This window comes from Streptomyces sp. NBC_01276, from assembly GCF_041435355.1.
Lineage (GTDB): Bacteria > Actinomycetota > Actinomycetes > Streptomycetales > Streptomycetaceae > Streptomyces.
Genome location: NZ_CP108442.1, coordinates 5457735 through 5476632, shown reverse-complemented (window position 1 = coordinate 5476632; position 18898 = coordinate 5457735). Strand labels below are relative to the sequence as shown.

The window sequence follows — 18898 nt, the reverse complement described above, 5'->3', positions numbered from 1 at the left end:
GGTGCGCCTACGCCAGCGCTGCCCTGATCGACTCCTCGATCCCCGGGTGCCGGAAGGCGAAGCCCGACTCCAACAGGCGTGCGGGCAGCACGCGCTGACTGCCCAGCACGTCCCCGGCGAACTCCCCGAGCGCCAGACGCATCACGGGGGCGGGCACGGCGCACACCGTGGGGCGGTGCAGCACGCGGCCCATCACGGCGGTGACCTCACGGTTGGTCAGGGGGTGGGGAGCGGTGAGGTTCACGGGGCCGGTGAGGGCAGGGGTGTCGATGATGTGCCGCAGCGCGGCGATCTCGTCGTCCAGGGAGATGTACGACCAGTACTGGCGGCCGTTGCCGAGCCGGCCGCCGATGCCCGCGCGGAAGACGGGGAACAACTTGCCCCAGGCCCCGCCGTCGGCCGCGACCACCAGCCCGGTGCGGGCGAACACGGTCCGGATCCCGGCGGCGCGGGCGGGGGCGGCGGCGGCCTCCCAGTCCACGCAGACCGAGGGCAGGAAGCCGGTCCCGGCGGGGGCGGTCTCGTCGACGGGGCGGTCGCCGGTGTCGCCGTAGTAGCCGATGGCGGAACCGCAGACCAGGACCGGTGGCGGGCTGCCGAGGGCGGCCACCGCCCGGGCGATCGCGGCCGTACCGAGGACCCGGCTGTCGCGGATCTCCTTCTTGTACGCGGCCGTCCAGCGGTGGTCCCCGACCCCGGCCCCGGCCAGGTGCACGACGGCGTCGGCGCCTTCGAGACCGGCGGGGTCGACGTATCCGGCGCGAGGGTCCCAGCGCGCCTCACCGGGGGCGGCGGGCGCGCGGCGCACGAAGCGGACGGTGTCGTGGCCGTCGGCGTGGAGGGAGCGCACGAGGGCCTTGCCGATGAGTCCGGAGGATCCGGTGAGGGCGATACGCATGCTGCCAGTGTGCCGTTGCCCTGGCCGGGCGGTTCTCCGCCACGGCGGGGCCGGGGACGGCCGTTGCCCTGGCCTGGGCTGCGGGACGGCCTGGGTCGGCGCCGGGGTCCGGTGGGATCAGGTGGTGCCGAGCCAGGTGCCCACCGCGTAGGTGACGGCCATGGCGAGCGCGCCGCCCAGGACGTTGCGCAGGACCGCCCGCGGGACCGGGGCCCCGCCCAGCCGGGCGCTGACCACCCCGCACAGGGTGAGCGCGGCCAGCACGGCCGTCACCGTGACCGGCACCCGCCCGGACGGCCCCGGCAGGACGATCGCCAGCAGCGGCAGCACCGCCCCCACCGTGAAGGCCACCAGGCTCGCGAACGCCGCGTGCCACGGGTTCGCCAGCTCGTCCGGCTCGATGCCGAGCTCCACCCGCGCGTGCGCCCGCAGCGCGTCCCGCTCCGTCAGCTGCTCCGCCGCCTCCCGGGCCACCGCGTGGTCCAGGCCCCGGTCCATCAGCATCCCGGTGAGTTCGTCGAGCTCCGCCTCCGGCTCCTCGGCCAGTTCGCGCCGCTCCACCTCCAGCGCCGCCCGCTCGGAGTCCCGCTGCGAGCTCACCGACACGTACTCCCCCGCCGCCATCGACAGCGCCCCGGCCAGCAGGCCCGCCACCCCCGCCGTCAGGATCTCCGTGCGCGAGGTGGTCGCGCCGGCCACGCCCACGACCAGGCCGGCCGTCGAGATGATCCCGTCGTTGGCGCCCAGCACCCCGGCCCGCAGCCAGTTCAGCCGGGTACTGATGGCGGCGCTCTGCGTATCCGTCACGGGACCACTGTCGCGGCCCGCGCCCGCCGGGACCACCCGGCGTGCGCCCTCCCGGCACCGGTACCAGGGTGGAGGGGTGAGACGCGGACGGGAGGACCTGGGCAGCCTGCACGGAGCACCGCCACCGCGCTGGGCCCGGCTCGCGCCCGCGGTGGCGCTGGTGGTGCTCTGCTTCATCCAGTGGCTGACGCCCGGGACGGCCGAACTGGGCTACTTCCTGGCCGCCCTGCCCGCCGTGGCCGCCTTCTCCTACGGGGCCGGCGGCACCGCCGCCTTCGCCGTCGTGGTGCTGGTGCTCCTCGGGGTACCCGCGCTCGGCGTCGGGCACGCCCACGGCTCGGACCTGGCGACCGTGGCCACCGTGGGGCTGCTCAGCGTGGTCATCGCCCTGGTGCGGCGGCGCCGGGACGCCCAGCTGGTGAGCGTCCGCACGGTCGCCGAGGCCGCCCAGATGGCGGTGCTGCCGCCGGTTCCGGAGCAGGTGGGCACGGTGCGCTGCGCCGCGCTCTACCGGGCGGCCCAGCGCGGCACGCTGGTCGGCGGCGACCTGTACGACGTACGGGCCGGACCGTACGGGGTGCGGGCGGTGGTGGCCGACGTGCAGGGGCACGGGCTGACGGCGGTCGGGACGGTCGTCGCCCTGCTCGGCGCCTTCCGGGAGGCGGTACTGGACGATCCGGAGCTGACCGGGGTCGCGGCCCGGCTGGACCGGCGGCTGACCGAGGACGCCGCGGCGGACTCCACTCCGCACCCGGAGCTGTTCGCCACGGCGGTGCTGCTGGAGTTCCCGCCCGGCCTGGACCTCGTGCGCATCGTGTCGTGCGGGCATCCCCCGGTCCTGCTCCTCCGGGACTTCGAGGTCTCGGAGGTGAAGGCGGAACCAGGACCTCCGCTGGGCCTGGGACTGGCCGGGACCACCCTCCCACCGGTGACCGAACTCCCCCTGCTGCCCGGCGACCGGCTCCTCGCCCACACGGACGGGGTCACCGAGGCCCGCGACGCGGCCGGGTTCTTCTACCCGCTGGCCACCCGCCTGCCGGCGCTGTCCGCCGACCCCGCGGGCCTGGTCCCGGCGGTGTGGCAGGACCTGGAGGCCTTCACCCGGGGCGGCCCGGGCGACGACGTGGCCCTGCTGATGCTGTCGCCCGAAAGGCGGTTGCCCGGTGGTCCGCCGGGTCCCTAGATTCACCGGACATGCACTGTGCGTAGTCGGTGACCACGCTCGGTAGCGACATCGTCCCGACCGACGTTCGTGGGAGTCGCCATGTCCATGCTGCTCATCAGAGGAACCTTCCGCGCCACGGGCTCCAAGCCGGACGGCGACACGATCACCTTCACCCCGGACGACGTGACCGACTGGAAGCGCGTACCGGGGGACCACCAGGTCCTGCCCAAGGCCGACGGCCGCGCCTCCATCCGGCTGGAGGCCATCGACGCGCTGGAGACCCACTACGGCGACGACGACTCCGGGGTGCAGCACCAGCCCCTGGACCTGGCCCACAGCGCCGCGAACGAGCTGCTGACCTGGCTCGGCTTCACCCAGTTCGTGCGCGACGACCGGGAAACCATCACCAGCACCACCCCCGAGACCGTGCCCGGCTACATCCTCACCGGCGGAGCCGACGTCTTCGGCCGGTGCGTGGCCCTGGTCGGCCGCAGGACCCCGCCCGTCTTCAACGGCTACGAGATCGAGGTCGACGACAGGCAGCTGAGGAACACCGCCAACCACCACCTGGTCAGCCTCGGCCTGGCCTACCCGACCTTCTACACCGGCTTCCCCGACCACCTGCGCGCCTCCCTCACCCTCGCGGCGCAGGCGGCGAGGAGCTCCACCCCCAAGAAGGGCGTGTGGGAGCGGGACCGGACGACCGACGGGGCCGAGGTCACCGGGATGTCCTCCCTCACGGCCGACGCCGGGGCGGTGATCCTCCCGAAGCTGTTCCGCCGGCTGAAGGACTACCTGGACCTCAACCCGGCGGCCCCCGCCCTCGGCTGCTTCCGCGCCTTCCTCGCCGGGGCCGCGGACCGGTTCTACCTCCAGGGACAGCCGGAGCCGCTCACCGGTCTGCACCGCATCGTCGAGGTCGACACGACCCTGCAGACCGTGAAGATGACCCACCCGGTCGAAGACATCACCTTCGACGAGAAGTGAGCGGTCCGGCCGGGCCGCCGGGGCGGAGAGCCCCGGCGGGCCGGCCGGCCGTCACGTCAGCGTGTGAGCGCGTCAGCTGTGGGCGGTGATGAAGGCCCGGACCATCCTGCAGGTGAGGTTGGACGGCCGGTGGATACCCACCCGCACCGCCATCGTCCGTATCTTGCGGTTGGTGGCGCGCTTGGCGTCGTACGTCCCCGTGTCGAGCAGGGAAATCGCCAGCCGCATCGCCTTCAGGCGGCGGTTGTGGCTCTCGTACCACTCGCGGGGCAGGCCCGCCGGCAGCGGCTTCTTCTTGGGCATCACAATGATCGCGGCAGCGGCCATCTACAGCCTCCCAAACAGTAGTTGGCTTCCTGTCGTGCTCCCTCGATTTTACCGGGGGGCACTGACAAAAGCCCCTGGCCAGACGGAGTCTGACTACCCTGGTGCGCATGGAGATCTGGATCAATCCCGCCTGCTCGAAGTGCCGTAGCGCACTGACCCTGCTGGACGCGGAGGGCGCCGAGTACACCGTGCGCCGGTACCTGGAGGACGTGCCGTCCGAGGCCGAGATCCGCGAGGTGCTGGGACGCCTGGGCCTGGAGCCGTGGGACATCACGCGCACCTCCGACCCCCTCGCGAAGGAGACCGGCGTACGGGACCTGCCGCGCGAGGCGACGGAACCGGCCCGGCAGGCCTGGATCACCCACCTGGCGGCCCACCCGAAGCTCATCCAGCGCCCGATCATCACCGCCGAGGACGGCACGGCCCTGATCGCCCGCTCCGACGACGCCGTCCACGAGGCCCTGTCCCGGAGGGGGTGAGGGGGGCGGGGGGCTGAACGGGATCGGGGTCGGGGGGCGGCGGGACTCGACTCGGCCCGTGTCGGGGAGGGTTTGGGGGTTTCCCGTCAGTCTCATCGTCCTTCCGCGTCGGGCCGGGCTGTCAAGGGCGCTCCCTTCGGTCGCGTCGCTTCGCGATGGCCTTCGGCCACCCTTGACAGCCCGTCCCGCCACGGAATGCCAAAGACTGCCGGGAAACCCCCAAAAGAACGGTCCACGGGGAGATCTTCGAGGGGCGGGCATCCCAGAGATGTGCGACCCCTCCCCGCCTGGGCGGACCCGAGATACGGGCCGACATCCCCCTGATTCCGGGCCGGGTGCCGCCAGCCCACACGACACGGCGACCAGACCGTCCGGCAATGACTTCAGGACGGCAGGCGCATCGGATCGCTACGCGCTTCACTCGGCATAGCGTCTGCCGCCCGCCTGTGGCTGGACATAAGCCGCCCACGGTCCGGGGGTCTTGGTCTCTCACGCGAGCGCGGGTTTATTTGTGCCTTTTGGCGTGCCGGACGGGCTCTGGAGGGGCGCTGGTGCTGCCTGTCGGACTCTGAGGACGACAAAGTCGTCCTCAGAGTCCGGTAAGAGCCATGTCGGCCGTCAACCGCCCGACGAGCCCGCCAACCGGCCGTCTTGGGCGGCCTATGTCCAGCCCCAGACGGGTCGCAGACGCTATGCCAAGAGAAGCGCGTAGCGATCTGGCGCGTGTGCCGTCCTGAAGGCATGGCCGGGCGGTCTGGTCGCCGTTTGGGGTGGTCAGGCAGCACCCGGCCCGGAATCAGAACGAGGGGGCCCGTGCCTCGGGTCTGGCCAGGCGGGTGGGGGTCGTACGTCTCTGGCTGGCCCCCAGGCCCTCGGTTTCCTCCCGGCCGTTTCCCTGGGGGCTTCCCGACAGTCTTTGGCATTCCGGGGCGGGACGGTCGGTCAAGGGTGGCCGAAGGCCATCGCGAAGCGACGCGACGAAGGAGCGCCCTTGAGGGACCGGCCCGACACGGAAGGACAGTGGACTGGCGGGACGCCCCCAGCCCTCCCCAGACCCGGACCAAGGGCGCACCGCCCACCCCCGACCCCGACCAGCCCCCACCCCGCGCACAAAGCCCCCACCCCACCCCACCCCACCCATCCCCCTTCCCCCGTAGGCTGGCATTCGTACCCAAAAGGAATAAACAGCACCGAATGCTGAACCGCGAAACCAAGGGATCACCCGTGAACGAGCAGCAGCCCTCCGCCGCCGCGTCGCCCGTCGCCGCGTCGCCCGTCGCGCCGCACGGCGATGGCGGGCCTACGGTGCCGCCGCCCCGGCGGGGGGCCGACTGGATGTTCGGCGGGGTGTACGGGACGGTGCTCGCCAGTGCGCTGCTGGCCGCGCTCGACCAGAAGGGCGGGGAGGTCACCCCCTTCTACGACGCCAGCTGGGTGCTGGTCACCGCCGCCACCGGCGCGCTCGCGCACGGCTACTCGCACCACATGAGCACCCACCAGACCGGCTCCCTCTGGCGCCGCTGGCGGGTGCTCTCCCGGGTCCTGTGGAACGAGTGGCCGATGATCGCGGCCACCCTGCCCACCGTGCTCCTGCTGCTGTTCACCGGGCTCGCGCACTGGGAGTCGTACGGGGTGACGGCCATCGGGCTCGGCATGAACACCGCGCTGCTCTTCGCCTGGGGCACCTTCGTGGCGATCCGGGTCGGCTACCGGCTCCGGTCGGCCCTGCTCATGGGCCTCGGGGACACCACGATCGGCCTGGCCATCATCGTGGCCAACGCCCTCATCAAATGACGGCCGGCGGAGGCGGAAGGCGGCACGCTAGCGCAGCTGCCCCTCCGCCTCCGCCAGGATCTCCGTCAGGCGGGCGCCGAACCGCGCGTCGCGGGGGTCCGGGACGCCGGTGCGGGCCGCGGTGAGGAGGGCGTCCAGGGCGCGGCCGTAGGCGCCGGGTACGTCGCTCCAGTCGGGCAGGGCGAAGACGCCCTCGGCCCCGCGCAGTTCCAGCCCCACCCCGGCGGCGGCGCGCGGTGCGCCCAGGCTGAGGACGGCGGTGCTGGCGGCGCCCGAGGCGTGCCGCAGGGACAGCTGCACCAGGTCGGAGGGGCCGCGGGCGGCGGTGACGGTGGTGACCTCGCCGAGGACCGGGATCAGTACGGACAGCGCGTGGGGGCCGACGTCCCACAGGCCTCCCTTGGCCTTGCGCCAGGGCGAGTCGGCGTAGGCGCCGGGCGCGCCGTCGGGCGCGAAGACCGCGCCGAGCCAGTGCGCGGAGGCGGTGAACCACCCGGTCCGGCCCGCCTGTTCGGTGACCCATCCGGCGGTGGGCTCGGCGAAGCGGAGGGTGAGGAAGACGACGGAGGCGACGCCGTGCCGGGTGGCGGCCTCGGCCACGGCGCGGGCGTCCCCGACGGTGGTGGCGACGGGTTTGTCGAGCAGCAGGTGGCAGCCGGCGGCGGCGGCGCGGACGGCGAGCGGGGCCTGGACGTCCGGGGGCAGGGCGAAGGCCACGACGTCACAGTCCGCGAACAGCGCGTCGGGGTCTTCGTACACCTTCACGCCGTACTCCCGGGCCAGCGCGGCCGCCGCTTCGGGGCGGCGGCCCCACACTCCGGCGAACTCGGAGCCGGCGTGGGCGGCGAGGGCGGGGGCGTGGGTGCGGTGGGCCCAGGGGCCGGTGCCCAGCAGCCCGACCCGGGGGCGGGTTCGGCCGGAAACACCTTCGGGCCGCTCACCGGCGGAGTTCAAATCGTACGAAATGCTCACCCGCCCAGTCTGCCGCACCCCGACGGGTGTGCGGCCGCCGACCCGCACAACCCTCCCCACCTGGGGGGGTAAACGCCGGTAACACCGGGTTCACACGCGGGCAACGGATGAGAAATCGCCACGGGGCACGCTGCGGTCAACACCATGGCGATCCGCAGCACCGCAGAGTCAGGATGGGGCCCCGTGAGCTACAAGGCTGAGTACATCTGGATCGACGGCACCGAGCCGACGGCGAAGCTTCGCTCCAAGACCAGGATCCTGGCGGACGGCGAGGCACTGCCGACCTGGGGCTTCGACGGGTCGAGCACCAACCAGGCCGAGGGCCACGCCTCCGACCGCGTGCTCCAGCCGGTGTTCTCCTGCCCGGACCCGATCCGCGGCGGCGCCCACGTCCTCGTCCTGTGCGAGGTGCTGAACATCGACATGACCCCGCACGAGACGAACATGCGCGCACTGCTGCGCCCCGTCGCCGAGAAGTTCGCCGCGCAGGCTCCGATCTTCGGCATCGAGCAGGAGTACACCTTCTTCGACGGGGCCCGTCCGCTCGGATTCCCCGTCAACGGCTTCCCGGCGGCGCAGGGCGGCTACTACTGCGGTGTCGGCTCGGACGAGATCTTCGGCCGGGACATCGTCGAGAAGCACCTCGACCACTGCCTGGCCGCGGGCCTGAGCATCTCCGGCATCAACGCCGAGGTCATGCCGGGCCAGTGGGAGTTCCAGGTCGGCCCGGTCGGCCCGCTGGAGGTCTCCGACCAGCTGTGGATCGCGCGCTGGCTGCTGTACCGCACCGCCGAGGACTTCAACGTGTCGGCGACGCTGAACCCCAAGCCGGTCAAGGGCGACTGGAACGGCGCGGGCGCCCACACCAACTTCTCGACGAAGGCGATGCGCGAGGACTACCGCGCGATCATCTCCGCGTGCGAGGCGCTGGGCGAGGGCAGCAAGCCGCTGGACCACGTCAAGAACTACGGCGCCGGCATCGACGAGCGCCTGACGGGCCTGCACGAGACGGCCCCGTGGAACGAGTTCAGCTACGGCGTCTCCGACCGCGGCGCGTCGGTCCGCATCCCGTGGCAGGTGGAGAAGGACGGCAAGGGCTACATCGAGGACCGCCGTCCGAACGCGAACGTGGACCCGTACGTGGTGACCCGGCTGATCACCGACACCTGCTGCGCCGGCCTGGAGAAGGACGGCCTGGTCTGAGACCGGCCCCCCGGCCCCGCCACCGACATCGCGGCGCCCGCCCTCCCCGGAGGACGGGCGCCGCGTTGTCGGTGGGGCCTGCGAGGGTGTGCGCATGCAGGCGATCAGAGTTCAGACCGAGTCCGGCACGCGCCACGACGACCCCGGCCCCGCGGCCCTGTCCGAGCTGGTGGGGCGCATCGGCGCGGACGGGGACCGCTTCCTCGTCGTCACCCGGATCCCGGACGACCCGGACGTCTACGTCCAGGTCTGGCACGAGGCCGGCGGCGACTACCAGGTGGAACACCGGGCCGGCGCCCCCGACCGGCACTTCCAGACCTACGTCGCGACGGCGGCCGAGGCGGCGGAGGTCATGTGCCGCTGGGTCCGGCAGGACGCGGACTGGGACCTCGGACCGGCCTGGGAGCGGCTGGAGTTCCCGGCGGACGAGCCGGACCCGCTCGACCCGGAGGTCGAGGAAGAGCTGACGGAGATCATCCGGGAGCGGCTGCGCTGCGGCTACGACGGCCGGGCCGAGCTCGTCGAGACCGCCGAGGAGAGCCTCGTCGAGGACGGGGTGCGGCCGGTGTCCCGGGCCCAGGCCGCGCGGCTCGTCGACCGGCTCTGGCGGGAGCGGGTCGCGGAGCAGGCCGGCTGGAGCGGCGAGACGGACCCCGAGCGGCTGGCGCGGGCCTTCGACGCGCTGGACGACGCCGGGATCACCGCGCGGGAGAACTTCACCTGCTGCCGCGGCTGCGGCCTCTCGGAGATCCGGGCGGACGGCGAGCCGGACGCGCGGGGGTTCGTCTTCTTCCACAGCCAGTGCACCGAGGGCGCCGCGGCGGGCGGCGACCTGTACCTGCTGTACGGGGGGTTCGGGGCCGACGAGGAAGTGACCGCCTCCGTCGGGCGGGAGGTGGTCGAGGCGCTCGACTCCGTGGGGCTGACGTGGGCGTGGGACGGATCCGCCCACGATGCGATACGGGTGACCGGACTGGACTGGCGGAAGCGGCTGGCGGGCTGACGGTATGTCGGGAATATGACCTCCTGACGACAGCTTTATTGCTGAATATGAGATTCCGCTCCACGAGGTGAGACGGGGCCTGCCCTGGGCCCCGTACATCTGCTTGAATGACACCCATGGCCAGCCACCCGCACTCCTCGACAGGTCGCAGCGACCTGGAGCCGTTCTGGCCGTCCCGTCAGGATCACGATTTCGACCGGGTGTGTTGCCGCGCGAAGAACGCGCCGGCCCTCTAACGCCTCCGGGACCTTCCAGCAGACCCTCCCCGGGGCCTTCGGTCTGCGCGGTACGACAACGACAACGACGACGACCTGCGTACGTCTCCTGCCGTCCACTCCGCGTGAAAGAGCTGACCACTCATGGCGAACACCCGTTCCCTCGCTTCTGCCGCTTCCGCTGCGACCTCCGCTCCCCCGGCCTTCCCCCCCAGTCCGCGCCACCGGCTGCGGTCCGTGGACCGGAACGAGGTGGCCCGGGTCGTGGACCTGCTCCCGCCCGGCGCCACCTGGCTGCCCGCGCCCCAGCACACCCTGCCTGCACTGCCGGGCCAGCCGCCGATGGTCGGCTACCTGGTCCTCGTACCGGCCGACCAGCACCCGATCGCCTTCGCCCCGCAGTCCGTTCCCGCCCCCGCCGCTCCGGCCGGAGCCGCGTCCGCCTCCCCGGCGGTCGCCGGTGACGCGCTCGTGCGCATCGACCCGGCGCAGCGCACCGCCGAGGTCGACGGCGAGGTGCTGGACCTGACGTACCTGGAGTTCGAACTGCTCGCCCACCTGGTCGCCCACCCGCACCGGGTCCACAGCCGGGACCAGCTGGTGACCACGGTCTGGGGCTACGGCCACGTCGGCGACGGCCGGACGGTCGACGTCCACATCGCCCGGCTGCGCCGCAAGCTGGGCGCGGCGCACCGCGGCGCGATCCAGACCGTGCGCCGGGTGGGCTACAAGTACGCGCCCTGACCGGGGCGCCGGCCACGGCCTGACACGACGGTGGGCCCGCACTCGCGAAGGGGAGCACGGGCCCACCGGGCGTTGCCGGGGCCCTGGGCCCGGCGGGCCGTCGCACCCGCCGGGCCGTCAGCCCCGGGGGTGCGTCAGCCCCGGGGGTGCGTCAGCCCCGCGGCGCCCCGGCCGGGTGGCGGCGGGCCGCCACGAAGCCGAGGACCACGTCGACCGCGAGGAACGCCACCAGGCTGATCCCGAGCAGCGGGACGAACCAGCCGACGGCCGCCGTCACGCCGGCGAACGGGAGCAGCGTGGTCACCGGCAGCTTCCGCCAGGCACCGCGCGGCTGCGCGCGGCCCGCGGAGAGCCGGCGTTCCTTGGTGGGCCGGCGCATCCACCACATCCGGTAGCCCCACACCACGAGGAACATCACCGCGAGGGCGAGCGCGGCCAGGGCGATCTGGTTGGCGATCCCGAAGGTGAGGCCCATGTGGAGGTCGATGCCGAAGCGGGTCAGCTGGGCGAGGAGCGGGTAGTCGGCGAAGCGCAGTTCGTCCATGATCCGGCCGTCGGCGGGGTCCACGGCGACCGAGTCCAGGTGCACCGGCAGGGTCTTGTCGTTCTCCTTGACGACGTAGCCCTTGCCCTTGGCGGGCAGGGTCACACGCAGGCTCTCGGTGACCCCGGCGCCCCGGGCGGCGGCCACCGCCCGGTCGATGCCGATGTCGGCGGTGGGCGGCGGCGGGGGCATCTCCATGCCCTCGGTCATGACGTGCCCGGCGTGCTCGTCGGAGCCGCCCGCGGCGCCCCCGGCGAGGGTGGCGGCCACGGAGGGGGTGGCCCCGCCGAGCCGGTCCTGGAGCTGCCCGATGTTCTCGCCCGCGTACTTCGACCAGGTCAGGCCGGTGGCGGAGAGGCCCACGAGGCCGATGGCGGCCCACAGTCCGACGGTTCCGTGCCAGGACAGGGTCTTGCGGCGGCCGGTGGCCTTGCGGTCGGGCAGGACGAGGTCGGCCCTGCGGGAGCGGCGACGGCCGATCCACAGCGCGAGTCCGCCCAGCGCGACCACCCACAGCCAGCTCGCGGCGAGCTCGCTGTAGTTACGGCCGAACTCGCCGAGCTGCAGGCCGGCGTGGAACTCGCTCAGCCAGGCGCGCAGCGGCAGCGCGTCACCGGCGGTGGTGAGCTGTCCGCGCACGTCGGCGGTGTACGGGTCGACGAAGACGGTGAGGGTCTTGCCCTCCTCCAGCCCCGGACGCTCCATGATCACCCGGGTGGTCGCGTCGGCCTCGGGCGCGGGCCAGACGCCGAGCACCTTGCCTTCGGGCACGGCGCCGCGGGCGGCCTTGACCTGGGTGCTGAGCGGTACGGAGGCCTCGCCGACGTGGGGCACCGTCAGCTCGTGGGAGTAGAGGATCTTCTCGGCCTGCCAGGACCCGGCGTACAGCAGGCCGGTGGTGGCGGCGAGGAACAGCAGCGGGGCTATGAGCAGGCCGGCGTAGAAGTGCATGCGCAGGAGCAGCGGGCGCAGGGCGGCCCAGCCGCCCCCGCCCGTGCGCCGCGCGGACGGGGCCGGGGCTTCGGCAGGGGTGCCGGCCGAGGCGTCGGCCGAGGCTTCGGCAGGGGCTTCGGCAGGGGCTTCGGGGTCCCGGGCGGGAACGCCCCGGAGCTCGTCGAGGGACATGTCGGTCCTAAGGGGTTGGCGAAGACGTGGGTGGAGGGCCCCGGGTCTCGCCCACCTCGCCGAAGGAGGGTGCGCCGGTCAGGCGCGGGCAGGAAGGCCGGGGGCCGTGGTGCGGGTGGTTCGCCACCCGGGCGGGCCCCGGCGGACCGCGGTGTGGGCGTGGACGGCCCCGCGCAGCCGGCGCGGCCGTTCGTACGGGGGACGGTGCGCGGGCGGCGCCGGTACGAGGGCCACCCGGGTCCGGACCAGCGCGAGCGCGCGGGCCAGCGGCCGGGCCGCGTGCAGCGTGGCCGCGCCGAGGGCCCCGGCCAGCCGGAAGACGGCGGCCTCGCCCCGGGCCAGCCAGGCGGCGCAGAAGAGTCCGGCGAGCACGTGCGCGGCGATCATCCCGAGACCGCCGTGCCCGGCCATCGCGGCCATGTGCGCCAGGCCGGCCGTCCCGGCGACGCCGTGGCCCGCCATGTCGGCCATGCCCGTCATCCCCGTCATGTCCGCCATGCCGGCCATCGCGCCGGCGGCCTGGCCGCCGGTCGCCGGGCCGGCCGTCGCGAGGCCGTCGGCGATGCCTCCGGCCAGGTCGGCCGCGGCGGTGGAGGCGTGCGTTCCCATGCCCGGCACGTGGTGGTGCCCCGGCATCGGCTCCGCACCCGTCATGGGCATGGGCATGGGCGTCCGTGATGCCGCCGACCCCACCGTAAGCCCGTCGCTCGCGGAGAACGCGAGGTGCAGCGCGCCCTGGACGGCGAGCAGCGCGGCACTGATCCCGGCCGGCCCGCAGCGCCGTCCGGTGGCCGGCCAGGCGAGCAGGGCGGTCACCACAAAGGCGCCCGTAAGCCATCCGAACGGGATGACCTCCGCAGACATGGACGAATGCCCCAGCGCACCCAAGGCGACGCACACCGCCGCGAACATCGCGGCCCGCGTGGCGCGCAGAGGGGCGCCGGATCGGGAGGGAGGCATGTCCCCGTCATGCTCCCACGGGGCCCGGTGGCCCGCGCAACGGGGCCGTATCCGATCATGGTCGGGTGAAGCCACTGCCACGGTCATGGTCATCGCCGCTGGGCGCGCTCTACACGGGCGGGGTGCAGCTCGGTTCGCACGCCCTGGAACGGCTGGGTCCGGCGGAGCGCGAGCGGGTGCTGCGAGCCTGCTCGACCAACGTCGACAACCTCGACGCGGGACGCTGGGAAACCCTGCTGACCAGCGCCTGCGTGGTCGAGGAGCCGATGCCGCTGCCCTACGCCCTCCTGCTGCTCGCGGTACTGGGCTACGCGGAGTACGCGTACGGCGCCTGGTGGACGGCCGCCGTGTTCCTCTTCGGCCACACCGCCGCCACCCTCCTCGTCTACGGGGCACTGCGGCGCACCGCCGACCGCGAGACCCGCCGGGCCCTGGACGTGGGCGCGAGCTACGGGCTCAACGCCGTGCTCGGCGCCCTGACCTCGGCCCTGCCGCGCGGGGCCGTGCGCAACGTGGCGCGGGCCGGCCTGCTGGCGCTCGCCGTGCGGCCGGTGCTGCGGCGGGAGCGGACCTTCACCGACGCGGGGCACCTGGTGGCCCTGGGCATCGGGATCGGGGTCTCGGTCGCCGCCGATCGTCTTTCCGGATCGCGTCATCGGAAAATCGCCCTAACGTGAGCCGTATACGGCGACGGCCGTGATCCGCAGCGGATGACACGAGTCATCCCCTCCCGGTCCACACCCCCGGCGACCCGCACCCGTGCGGGCCGCACACCGCACGACCCGCACGACCCGTACCCCCGCACACCGCTGGAGCCGCCACGATGACCGCCACCCCCTCCACCACCGTCGCCAACCTCCGCGACCTCGGGGGCACCCCGCTCGCCGGCGGCCGCAGCGTCCGCCCGGGCCTCGTACTGCGTTCGGGCGCCCTCGACCGGCTCGACCTCGACGCCGACCCGGCGGTGGCCGCGCTCGGGCTGCGCACGGTCATCGACCTCCGCAGCGACGCCGAGCGCGCCGACCACCCCGACCGGATACCGGAAGGGGCCCGGCTGCTGGTGCGCGACGTGCTCGCCGACAAGATGAACGAGGGCCGGATGCCCGCCGCCACCCAGCTCAAGGACCTCCTCGCCGATCCGGCGGTCGCGGAGGAGCACCTGGGCGGCGGCAAGGCGCAGGCCCTGTTCGGCTCGGTGTACCGCTCGTTCGTCTCCACCTCCTCCGCGCACGCCGCGTACCGCACGCTGCTCGCGGAGGCCGCCGACCCGCAGGCTGGTCCCCTGCTGTTCCACTGCACGGCGGGCAAGGACCGTACGGGCTGGGGCGCGACGGTGATCCTCGCGCTGCTCGGCGCCGACGAGGACACCCTGATGGCCGAATACCTGTCGGTGAACCCGGCGGTGAAGGCGGCCTTCGCCCCGATGATCGAGGGATTCACGGCGGAGGGCGGGGACCCGGACATCGCGCTGGCGCTGATCGGGGTGTTCCCCTCCTACCTGGAGGCGGGGCTCGACGAGGTGCGCGTCCGGTACGGCTCGATGGAGAAGTACGTGCGCGAGGGCCTGGGCGTCCCGGACGAGACGGTCGAGGCGCTGCGCGCCGGGCTGATCGTCTGACGGGTCACCCCGCGGGCGCCCCGGTTCGTCCGAACGTGTGAGCTGGGGGCGGGTGACCATCCGACGATTCGCTCGTTCTGTTGAACGTGACTGCGCCGGATACCGCCACCCGCCCCCTGCCTCCCGACGTCGAGCAGGCCGAGGCCGCCATCGTCGAGCACTACCCGCGGCTGGTGCGGCTCGCCTATCTGGTGCTGCCACCCGCCTTCGGCCGCAACCGCCGGGTGCTCACGGCCCACGCCCTGACCCAGCGGGCCCTGCCGCGCGGGCGGCGCGGCGCCGGATCCGGCGAGGTGCGGGGCGGGGTCCCGGCCCCGCGCGGCGGGGCGGGCGGGGCCGAGTCGGGGTACGCGTACGTGCGGCTGCGCGTGCTGCGCTCCGCCCTGGAGGCGGGGATCCCGCTGACGTTCCGGGCGTTCCCGCTGCGCGGGCAGCTGCCCTCTCCGCTCCCCCGCGTGTGGGGGCTGCGCCTGTTCCCGCGGGCCGGCGGGGCCGAGGAGCTGGCCCTGGACCAGTGGCTGGCCACGCTGAACGGCCCCGGGCGGGCGGCCTGCGTGCTGCGGGCGCTGGAGGGGCTCCCGGAGGCGGACGTGCTGCGGGTGCTCGCCGAGGCCGGGGTCGCCGATCCGGGGGCGGCCGTCGCGGAATCCGGGGACCCGGCGCACGACGCCCTGTTCACCTCCCCCGAGTTCGACCCGTGCGTGCTCCAGGCCCGGCCCACCGACCTGTTGCGCCGGCGCCGGTTCGCACGGGCCTCGCTGGCCGGGGCGGCCGCCCTCGCGGTGTGCGGGGCGCTGCTCGCGCTGCCGGGCGGCGGCTGGGGCTCCGACGGGCCCGCCGCCCCGCCGTACGCGCGCAACGCGGCGGCGGAACAGGCCCTGGATCCGGGCCGGCTGGTGCGGGTCGCGCCCACCGTGTGGCGCACGTCCTCCCGTACGGACTTCTCCGCCTGGCCCGCGCGCGGCGACCGCGCCGAGGATGCGGAGCTGCTGCGCCGGGCGCTGGCGGTGTGGGCCCGGCCCGGCGGGTCGGTGGTGGTCTCGGCCACCCCGGGCACCCCGTCGGGGCCGCCGATGGGCCCGCCGCAGCTGCTGTTCGCGGGCGTCGTCGACCAGGCCGTGGTGGTCCTGCTGTACGACGGGCTGCGCGTGGTCCGCTACGCCGAGCCGCGCTCCGGGACGGCGGGCGCGGCCCTGGACTTCGCCCGGACGGACGGGGCGTCGGCGGACACGGCGACGGGGCTGGTGCTCAGCCGGGTCGACAACAACGTCCGCTACCTGACGGCCCCCTGGGTCACCGGGGCCGCCCTGCGCGACCTCCTCAAGCCCACCGAGGCCCCGACGGCGCTGAAGCTCACCCCGGAGGGGATCACCCCGCCGGTGGTGGGGCCCGCGCCGGGCGGGAGCTGTACGAGCTGGAACGCGCTGTCGCTGACCGGGGGCGGGGCGACCCGGCTGGTGACGGACCTGGGCGAGCTGACCCCGGCCCGGCTGACCTCGGGTGCCCCGGGTGCGGCGCGCGACGTCACGGAGGGCGCGGAGCTGGGCGAGTGGGCGCGGATCGCGTGCCTGCTGCCCTCGGTGCGCTCGCACGGGGTGCGCACGGTCAACGCCTGGACGTACGCGAAGCAGCCGCTGCCCGAGGGCGACGGGGCGGCCACCTGGCTGTGCACCCGGGCGGAGACCTGGCAGGGCACGGCCGACCGGGTTCAGGCGCAGTTCCTGGCGCCGGGCGCGCCGCTCGCGGCCCAGGCGGCCAAGGCGGAGGGCTCGGCGGCGTGCGGGCCGCGGGAGCCGCGGGTGCTGGCCGGGGTGCTGTGGAAGTCCCGCGCGGGTCAGTGGTACGTCCTGGCGGCGGGCAGCGCGCAGTTCGCGTCGCTGTCGGTGTCCGGTGGCGGGGTGAGCGGGTCGGCGAACGGCAACCGGCTGGCCGTGAGGGCGCAGGAGGGCGCCCAGGTGGACCTGTCGGGGAAGCTGACGGACGGCACGAAGGCGGGGGTGCTCCGCTAGGGGGTGTCCGGCAGCGGGGACGCTCGTATTCGTGGCGCCCGAGGGGTTTTCCTCTCCCGTACCCATCAGTACATTGACGCCATGTCTAATAGGCCGCTCGCTCCCGTCCCCGTGACGACGGAACACACGGACCTCCACGCGCGGAACGTGTCCTTCTCGTGGGAGGACACCCCGCTCCACTGGCTGCCCGGCGACCCCTTCGCCGGGCACACCATCAACGTGCTGCACCTGCTGCTGCCCGCCGGTGAACGCTGGTTCGTGCACGTCTACAAGCAGGTGCTCCCGTACATCACGGACGAGCGGCTGCGCGCGGACGTCATCGGCTTCATCGGGCAGGAGGCGATGCACGCCACCGCGCACGACGACGTCCTCCCCCACCTGAGGCGCCTCGGCCTGGACCCCACCCCGTACACCGCCCAGGTGGACTGGCTGTTCGAGAAGCTGCTCGGCGACCGGACCCTGCCGCCGGGCCGGGCCCGCGAGTGGTGGCTGATGGAACGGGTCGCGATGATCGCGGCCATCGAGCACTACACGGCGTTCCTGGGCGACTGGGTCCTCAACGCGGGGGAACTCGACCGCCGGGGCGCGGACCCGATGATGCTGGACCTGCTGCGCTGGCACGGCGCGGAGGAGGTCGAGCACCGTTCGGTGGCCTTCGACCTCTTCATGCACGTGGACGGCAACTACCGCCGCCGGGCCCGGACCTGGGCCACCGCCTTCACCGCCCTGGTCTTCCTCTGGCAGCGCGGCGCCCGCTTCTTCATGGAGAACGACCCCTCGCCGCCCGCCGCGAAGGCCTCCCTCGGCCAGTTCCTCCGGGCCGGCCGACAGGGGGTGCTGCCTTCCGCGGGGGCGATGCTGAAGTCGATCCCGACCTACCTCTCCCGCGCCTACCACCCCTCGCAGGAGGGCTCCACCGCGCAGGCCGTGGCCTACCTGGCCGCCTCTCCCGGCGCGAACGGCGGGGTGCGGCCGTGAAGCGGACCCTCGCCGTGACGGCGCTCGTGGGTGCCGCCGTACTGACCCGGCGCGCGCTGCGCGCCCGGATAGGCCGTTCCCCGCTGTGGCCGCTCCCCGCGCTGGAGGTCCCGGTGTCGGGCCACTCCCCGCGCCGGCTGCTGCGGGCCCGCGTCACCGCCCGCCGCGAACCGGCCGACGGGGTGGTGCTGCTGACGCTGGAGTCGGCCTCGGCGACGGACCCGCTGCCGGCCTGGACCCCGGGCGCCCACGTCGACCTCGTCCTGCCCTCGGGGCTGGTGCGCCAGTACTCGCTGTGCGGGGACCCGGCCGACGCGGGGCGGTACACCATCGCGGTCCGGCTCGTCGAGGACGGCCGCGGGGGCTCGCGCGAGGCGCACGCCCGGCTGGTGGAGGGGGTGGTACTGGAACTGCGGCCCCCGCGCGACCGGTTCGCGCTGCTCCCCGCCCCGTCCTACGCGTTCGTCGCGGGCGGCATCGGGATCACCCCGATCCTGCCCATGCTCCGCGCCGCCACCGCGGCGGGCGCCGACTGGACCCTGCTGTACGGGGGGCGTTCGCGCACCTCGATGCCGTTCCTGCCCGAACTCGCCGCCTACGGGGACCGGGTCACGATCGCGCCGCAGGACGAGACGGGCCTGCCCGACCTCGGCGCGCTCGCCCGCACGGCGCCGGGCACCCTGGTCTACTGCTGCGGGCCCGAACCGCTGATGCGGGCCGTCACGGAGGCCGCCGCCGACCCCTCGGCGGTGCACCTGGAGCGGTTCGCCCCGGCGGCGCCCGGCCCGGCGCGGCCCTTCACCGTGGAACTGCGCCGCTCGGGCGCCACGGTCGAGGTCGCGGCCGGCGAATCCGCCCTGACGGCGGTGCGCCGGGCCCTGCCCGCCACCCCGTACTCCTGCGAGCAGGGTTTCTGCGGAACCTGCCAACACCGGGTCCTGGAGGGCGAGGTGGAGCACCGCGACGAACTCCTCACCGACGCGGAGCGCGCGGACTCGATGCTGCTGTGCGTTTCGCGGGCGGCGGGCGGGCGGCTGGCCCTGGACCTGTAGCGACGGCGCAGGGGACGG

At 74.2% G+C, this 18898-nt stretch carries 18 protein-coding genes; 12 read left to right on the top strand and 6 right to left on the bottom strand.

All coding sequences use genetic code 11. The features are described 5' to 3' along the window. Positions 1 to 7: 7 nt before the first annotated feature. Together OG295_RS24560 and OG295_RS24555 are read right to left on the bottom strand one after the other, a co-directional pair. Positions 8 to 898 (bottom strand): TIGR01777 family oxidoreductase, encoded by an 891-nt coding sequence (locus tag OG295_RS24560; RefSeq protein ID WP_371678833.1) that lies wholly within the window; start codon positions 896 to 898, stop codon positions 8 to 10. Between the two features lie 117 nt (positions 899 to 1015). Further along, positions 1016 to 1705, bottom strand: a complete 690-nt coding sequence (locus OG295_RS24555; protein ID WP_371678832.1) for a VIT family protein — start codon at positions 1703 to 1705, stop codon at positions 1016 to 1018. Between the two features lie 76 nt (positions 1706 to 1781). On the opposite strand from OG295_RS24555, the gene OG295_RS24550 reads away from it, so the two are divergent. Together OG295_RS24550 and OG295_RS24545 are read left to right on the top strand one after the other, a co-directional pair. Further along, positions 1782 to 2888 carry a PP2C family protein-serine/threonine phosphatase gene (locus tag OG295_RS24550; protein WP_371678831.1) on the top strand — a complete coding sequence of 369 codons (1107 nt, stop codon included), beginning with the start codon at positions 1782 to 1784 and terminating at the stop codon, positions 2886 to 2888. An 81-nt stretch (positions 2889 to 2969) separates the two neighbouring features. Further along, positions 2970 to 3857 (top strand): nuclease, encoded by an 888-nt coding sequence (locus tag OG295_RS24545; protein ID WP_371678830.1) that lies wholly within the window; start codon positions 2970 to 2972, stop codon positions 3855 to 3857. A 72-nt stretch (positions 3858 to 3929) separates the two neighbouring features. Here OG295_RS24545 and OG295_RS24540 read toward each other — a convergent pair whose 3' ends face one another. Then, positions 3930 to 4184 carry a hypothetical protein gene (locus tag OG295_RS24540; protein WP_030233041.1) on the bottom strand — a complete coding sequence of 85 codons (255 nt, stop codon included), beginning with the start codon at positions 4182 to 4184 and terminating at the stop codon, positions 3930 to 3932. 107 nt (positions 4185 to 4291) lie between these two features. Here OG295_RS24540 and OG295_RS24535 point away from each other — a divergent pair, with 107 nt between their 5' ends. After that, positions 4292 to 4663 (top strand): ArsC/Spx/MgsR family protein, encoded by a 372-nt coding sequence (locus tag OG295_RS24535; protein ID WP_371678829.1) that lies wholly within the window; start codon positions 4292 to 4294, stop codon positions 4661 to 4663. Positions 4664 to 5887: 1224 nt separating this feature from the next. Then, positions 5888 to 6457, top strand: coding sequence for a hypothetical protein (locus OG295_RS24530; RefSeq protein ID WP_371678828.1), 570 nt, complete (start codon positions 5888 to 5890; stop codon positions 6455 to 6457). Positions 6458 to 6484: 27 nt separating this feature from the next. On the opposite strand, the gene OG295_RS24525 is transcribed toward OG295_RS24530, so the two are convergent. Beyond that, positions 6485 to 7411: a Gfo/Idh/MocA family protein gene (locus OG295_RS24525; protein ID WP_371681291.1), complete on the bottom strand. Its 927-nt coding sequence runs from the start codon at positions 7409 to 7411 to the stop codon at positions 6485 to 6487. Between the two features lie 201 nt (positions 7412 to 7612). On the opposite strand from OG295_RS24525, the gene glnII reads away from it, so the two are divergent. The 3 genes from glnII to OG295_RS24510 all read left to right on the top strand — a co-directional run bounded on the left by glnII (position 7613) and on the right by OG295_RS24510 (position 10594). Then, positions 7613 to 8632 carry a glutamine synthetase gene (gene glnII / locus OG295_RS24520; protein ID WP_371678827.1) on the top strand — a complete coding sequence of 340 codons (1020 nt, stop codon included), beginning with the start codon at positions 7613 to 7615 and terminating at the stop codon, positions 8630 to 8632. 94 nt (positions 8633 to 8726) lie between these two features. Then, on the top strand, positions 8727 to 9635 hold the full coding sequence (locus tag OG295_RS24515) for a hypothetical protein (RefSeq protein ID WP_371678826.1): 909 nt from the start codon (positions 8727 to 8729) through the stop codon (positions 9633 to 9635). Positions 9636 to 9994: 359 nt separating this feature from the next. Then, the gene (locus OG295_RS24510) at positions 9995 to 10594 is read left to right on the top strand and encodes a winged helix-turn-helix domain-containing protein (protein ID WP_371678825.1); all 600 of its coding nucleotides are present in this window, start codon (positions 9995 to 9997) and stop codon (positions 10592 to 10594) included. Between the two features lie 151 nt (positions 10595 to 10745). Here the strand turns inward: OG295_RS24510 and OG295_RS24505 are convergent, their stop codons facing one another. Together OG295_RS24505 and OG295_RS24500 are read right to left on the bottom strand one after the other, a co-directional pair. Next, positions 10746 to 12263 (bottom strand): PepSY-associated TM helix domain-containing protein, encoded by a 1518-nt coding sequence (locus OG295_RS24505; protein WP_371678824.1) that lies wholly within the window; start codon positions 12261 to 12263, stop codon positions 10746 to 10748. Positions 12264 to 12341: 78 nt separating this feature from the next. Beyond that, positions 12342 to 13223 (bottom strand): hypothetical protein, encoded by an 882-nt coding sequence (locus OG295_RS24500; protein WP_371678823.1) that lies wholly within the window; start codon positions 13221 to 13223, stop codon positions 12342 to 12344. 65 nt (positions 13224 to 13288) lie between these two features. On the opposite strand from OG295_RS24500, the gene OG295_RS24495 reads away from it, so the two are divergent. The 5 genes from OG295_RS24495 to OG295_RS24475 all read left to right on the top strand — a co-directional run bounded on the left by OG295_RS24495 (position 13289) and on the right by OG295_RS24475 (position 18880). Further along, the gene (locus tag OG295_RS24495; RefSeq protein ID WP_266838684.1) at positions 13289 to 13900 is read left to right on the top strand and encodes a rhomboid-like protein; all 612 of its coding nucleotides are present in this window, start codon (positions 13289 to 13291) and stop codon (positions 13898 to 13900) included. A 146-nt stretch (positions 13901 to 14046) separates the two neighbouring features. Continuing rightward, the gene (locus tag OG295_RS24490) at positions 14047 to 14841 is read left to right on the top strand and encodes a tyrosine-protein phosphatase (protein WP_371678822.1); all 795 of its coding nucleotides are present in this window, start codon (positions 14047 to 14049) and stop codon (positions 14839 to 14841) included. Between the two features lie 86 nt (positions 14842 to 14927). Beyond that, on the top strand, positions 14928 to 16850 hold the full coding sequence (locus tag OG295_RS24485) for a hypothetical protein (protein ID WP_371678821.1): 1923 nt from the start codon (positions 14928 to 14930) through the stop codon (positions 16848 to 16850). Positions 16851 to 16931: 81 nt separating this feature from the next. Further along, positions 16932 to 17828 (top strand): metal-dependent hydrolase, encoded by an 897-nt coding sequence (locus tag OG295_RS24480; RefSeq protein WP_371678820.1) that lies wholly within the window; start codon positions 16932 to 16934, stop codon positions 17826 to 17828. Further along, positions 17825 to 18880 carry a 2Fe-2S iron-sulfur cluster-binding protein gene (locus OG295_RS24475; RefSeq protein ID WP_371678818.1) on the top strand — a complete coding sequence of 352 codons (1056 nt, stop codon included), beginning with the start codon at positions 17825 to 17827 and terminating at the stop codon, positions 18878 to 18880. The genes OG295_RS24480 and OG295_RS24475 overlap by 4 nt, the downstream gene beginning before the upstream one ends. The last annotated feature ends 18 nt before the right edge of the window (positions 18881 to 18898 follow it).

Bases quoted from the DNA above. Each gene is read 5' to 3' on its own strand.
- OG295_RS24560 (WP_371678833.1), bottom strand. From the start codon at position 898: ATGCGTATCGCCCTCACCGGATCCTCCGGACTCATCGGCAAGGCCCTC.
- OG295_RS24545 (WP_371678830.1), top strand. From the start codon at position 2,970: ATGTCCATGCTGCTCATCAGAGGAACCTTCCGCGCCACGGGCTCCAAG.
- OG295_RS24540 (WP_030233041.1), bottom strand. From the start codon at position 4,184: ATGGCCGCTGCCGCGATCATTGTGATGCCCAAGAAGAAGCCGCTGCCG.
- OG295_RS24535 (WP_371678829.1), top strand. From the start codon at position 4,292: ATGGAGATCTGGATCAATCCCGCCTGCTCGAAGTGCCGTAGCGCACTG.
- OG295_RS24515 (WP_371678826.1), top strand. From the start codon at position 8,727: ATGCAGGCGATCAGAGTTCAGACCGAGTCCGGCACGCGCCACGACGAC.
- OG295_RS24510 (WP_371678825.1), top strand. From the start codon at position 9,995: ATGGCGAACACCCGTTCCCTCGCTTCTGCCGCTTCCGCTGCGACCTCC.
- OG295_RS24505 (WP_371678824.1), bottom strand. From the start codon at position 12,263: ATGTCCCTCGACGAGCTCCGGGGCGTTCCCGCCCGGGACCCCGAAGCC.
- OG295_RS24500 (WP_371678823.1), bottom strand. From the start codon at position 13,223: ATGCCTCCCTCCCGATCCGGCGCCCCTCTGCGCGCCACGCGGGCCGCG.
- OG295_RS24490 (WP_371678822.1), top strand. From the start codon at position 14,047: ATGACCGCCACCCCCTCCACCACCGTCGCCAACCTCCGCGACCTCGGG.
- OG295_RS24480 (WP_371678820.1), top strand. From the start codon at position 16,932: ATGTCTAATAGGCCGCTCGCTCCCGTCCCCGTGACGACGGAACACACG.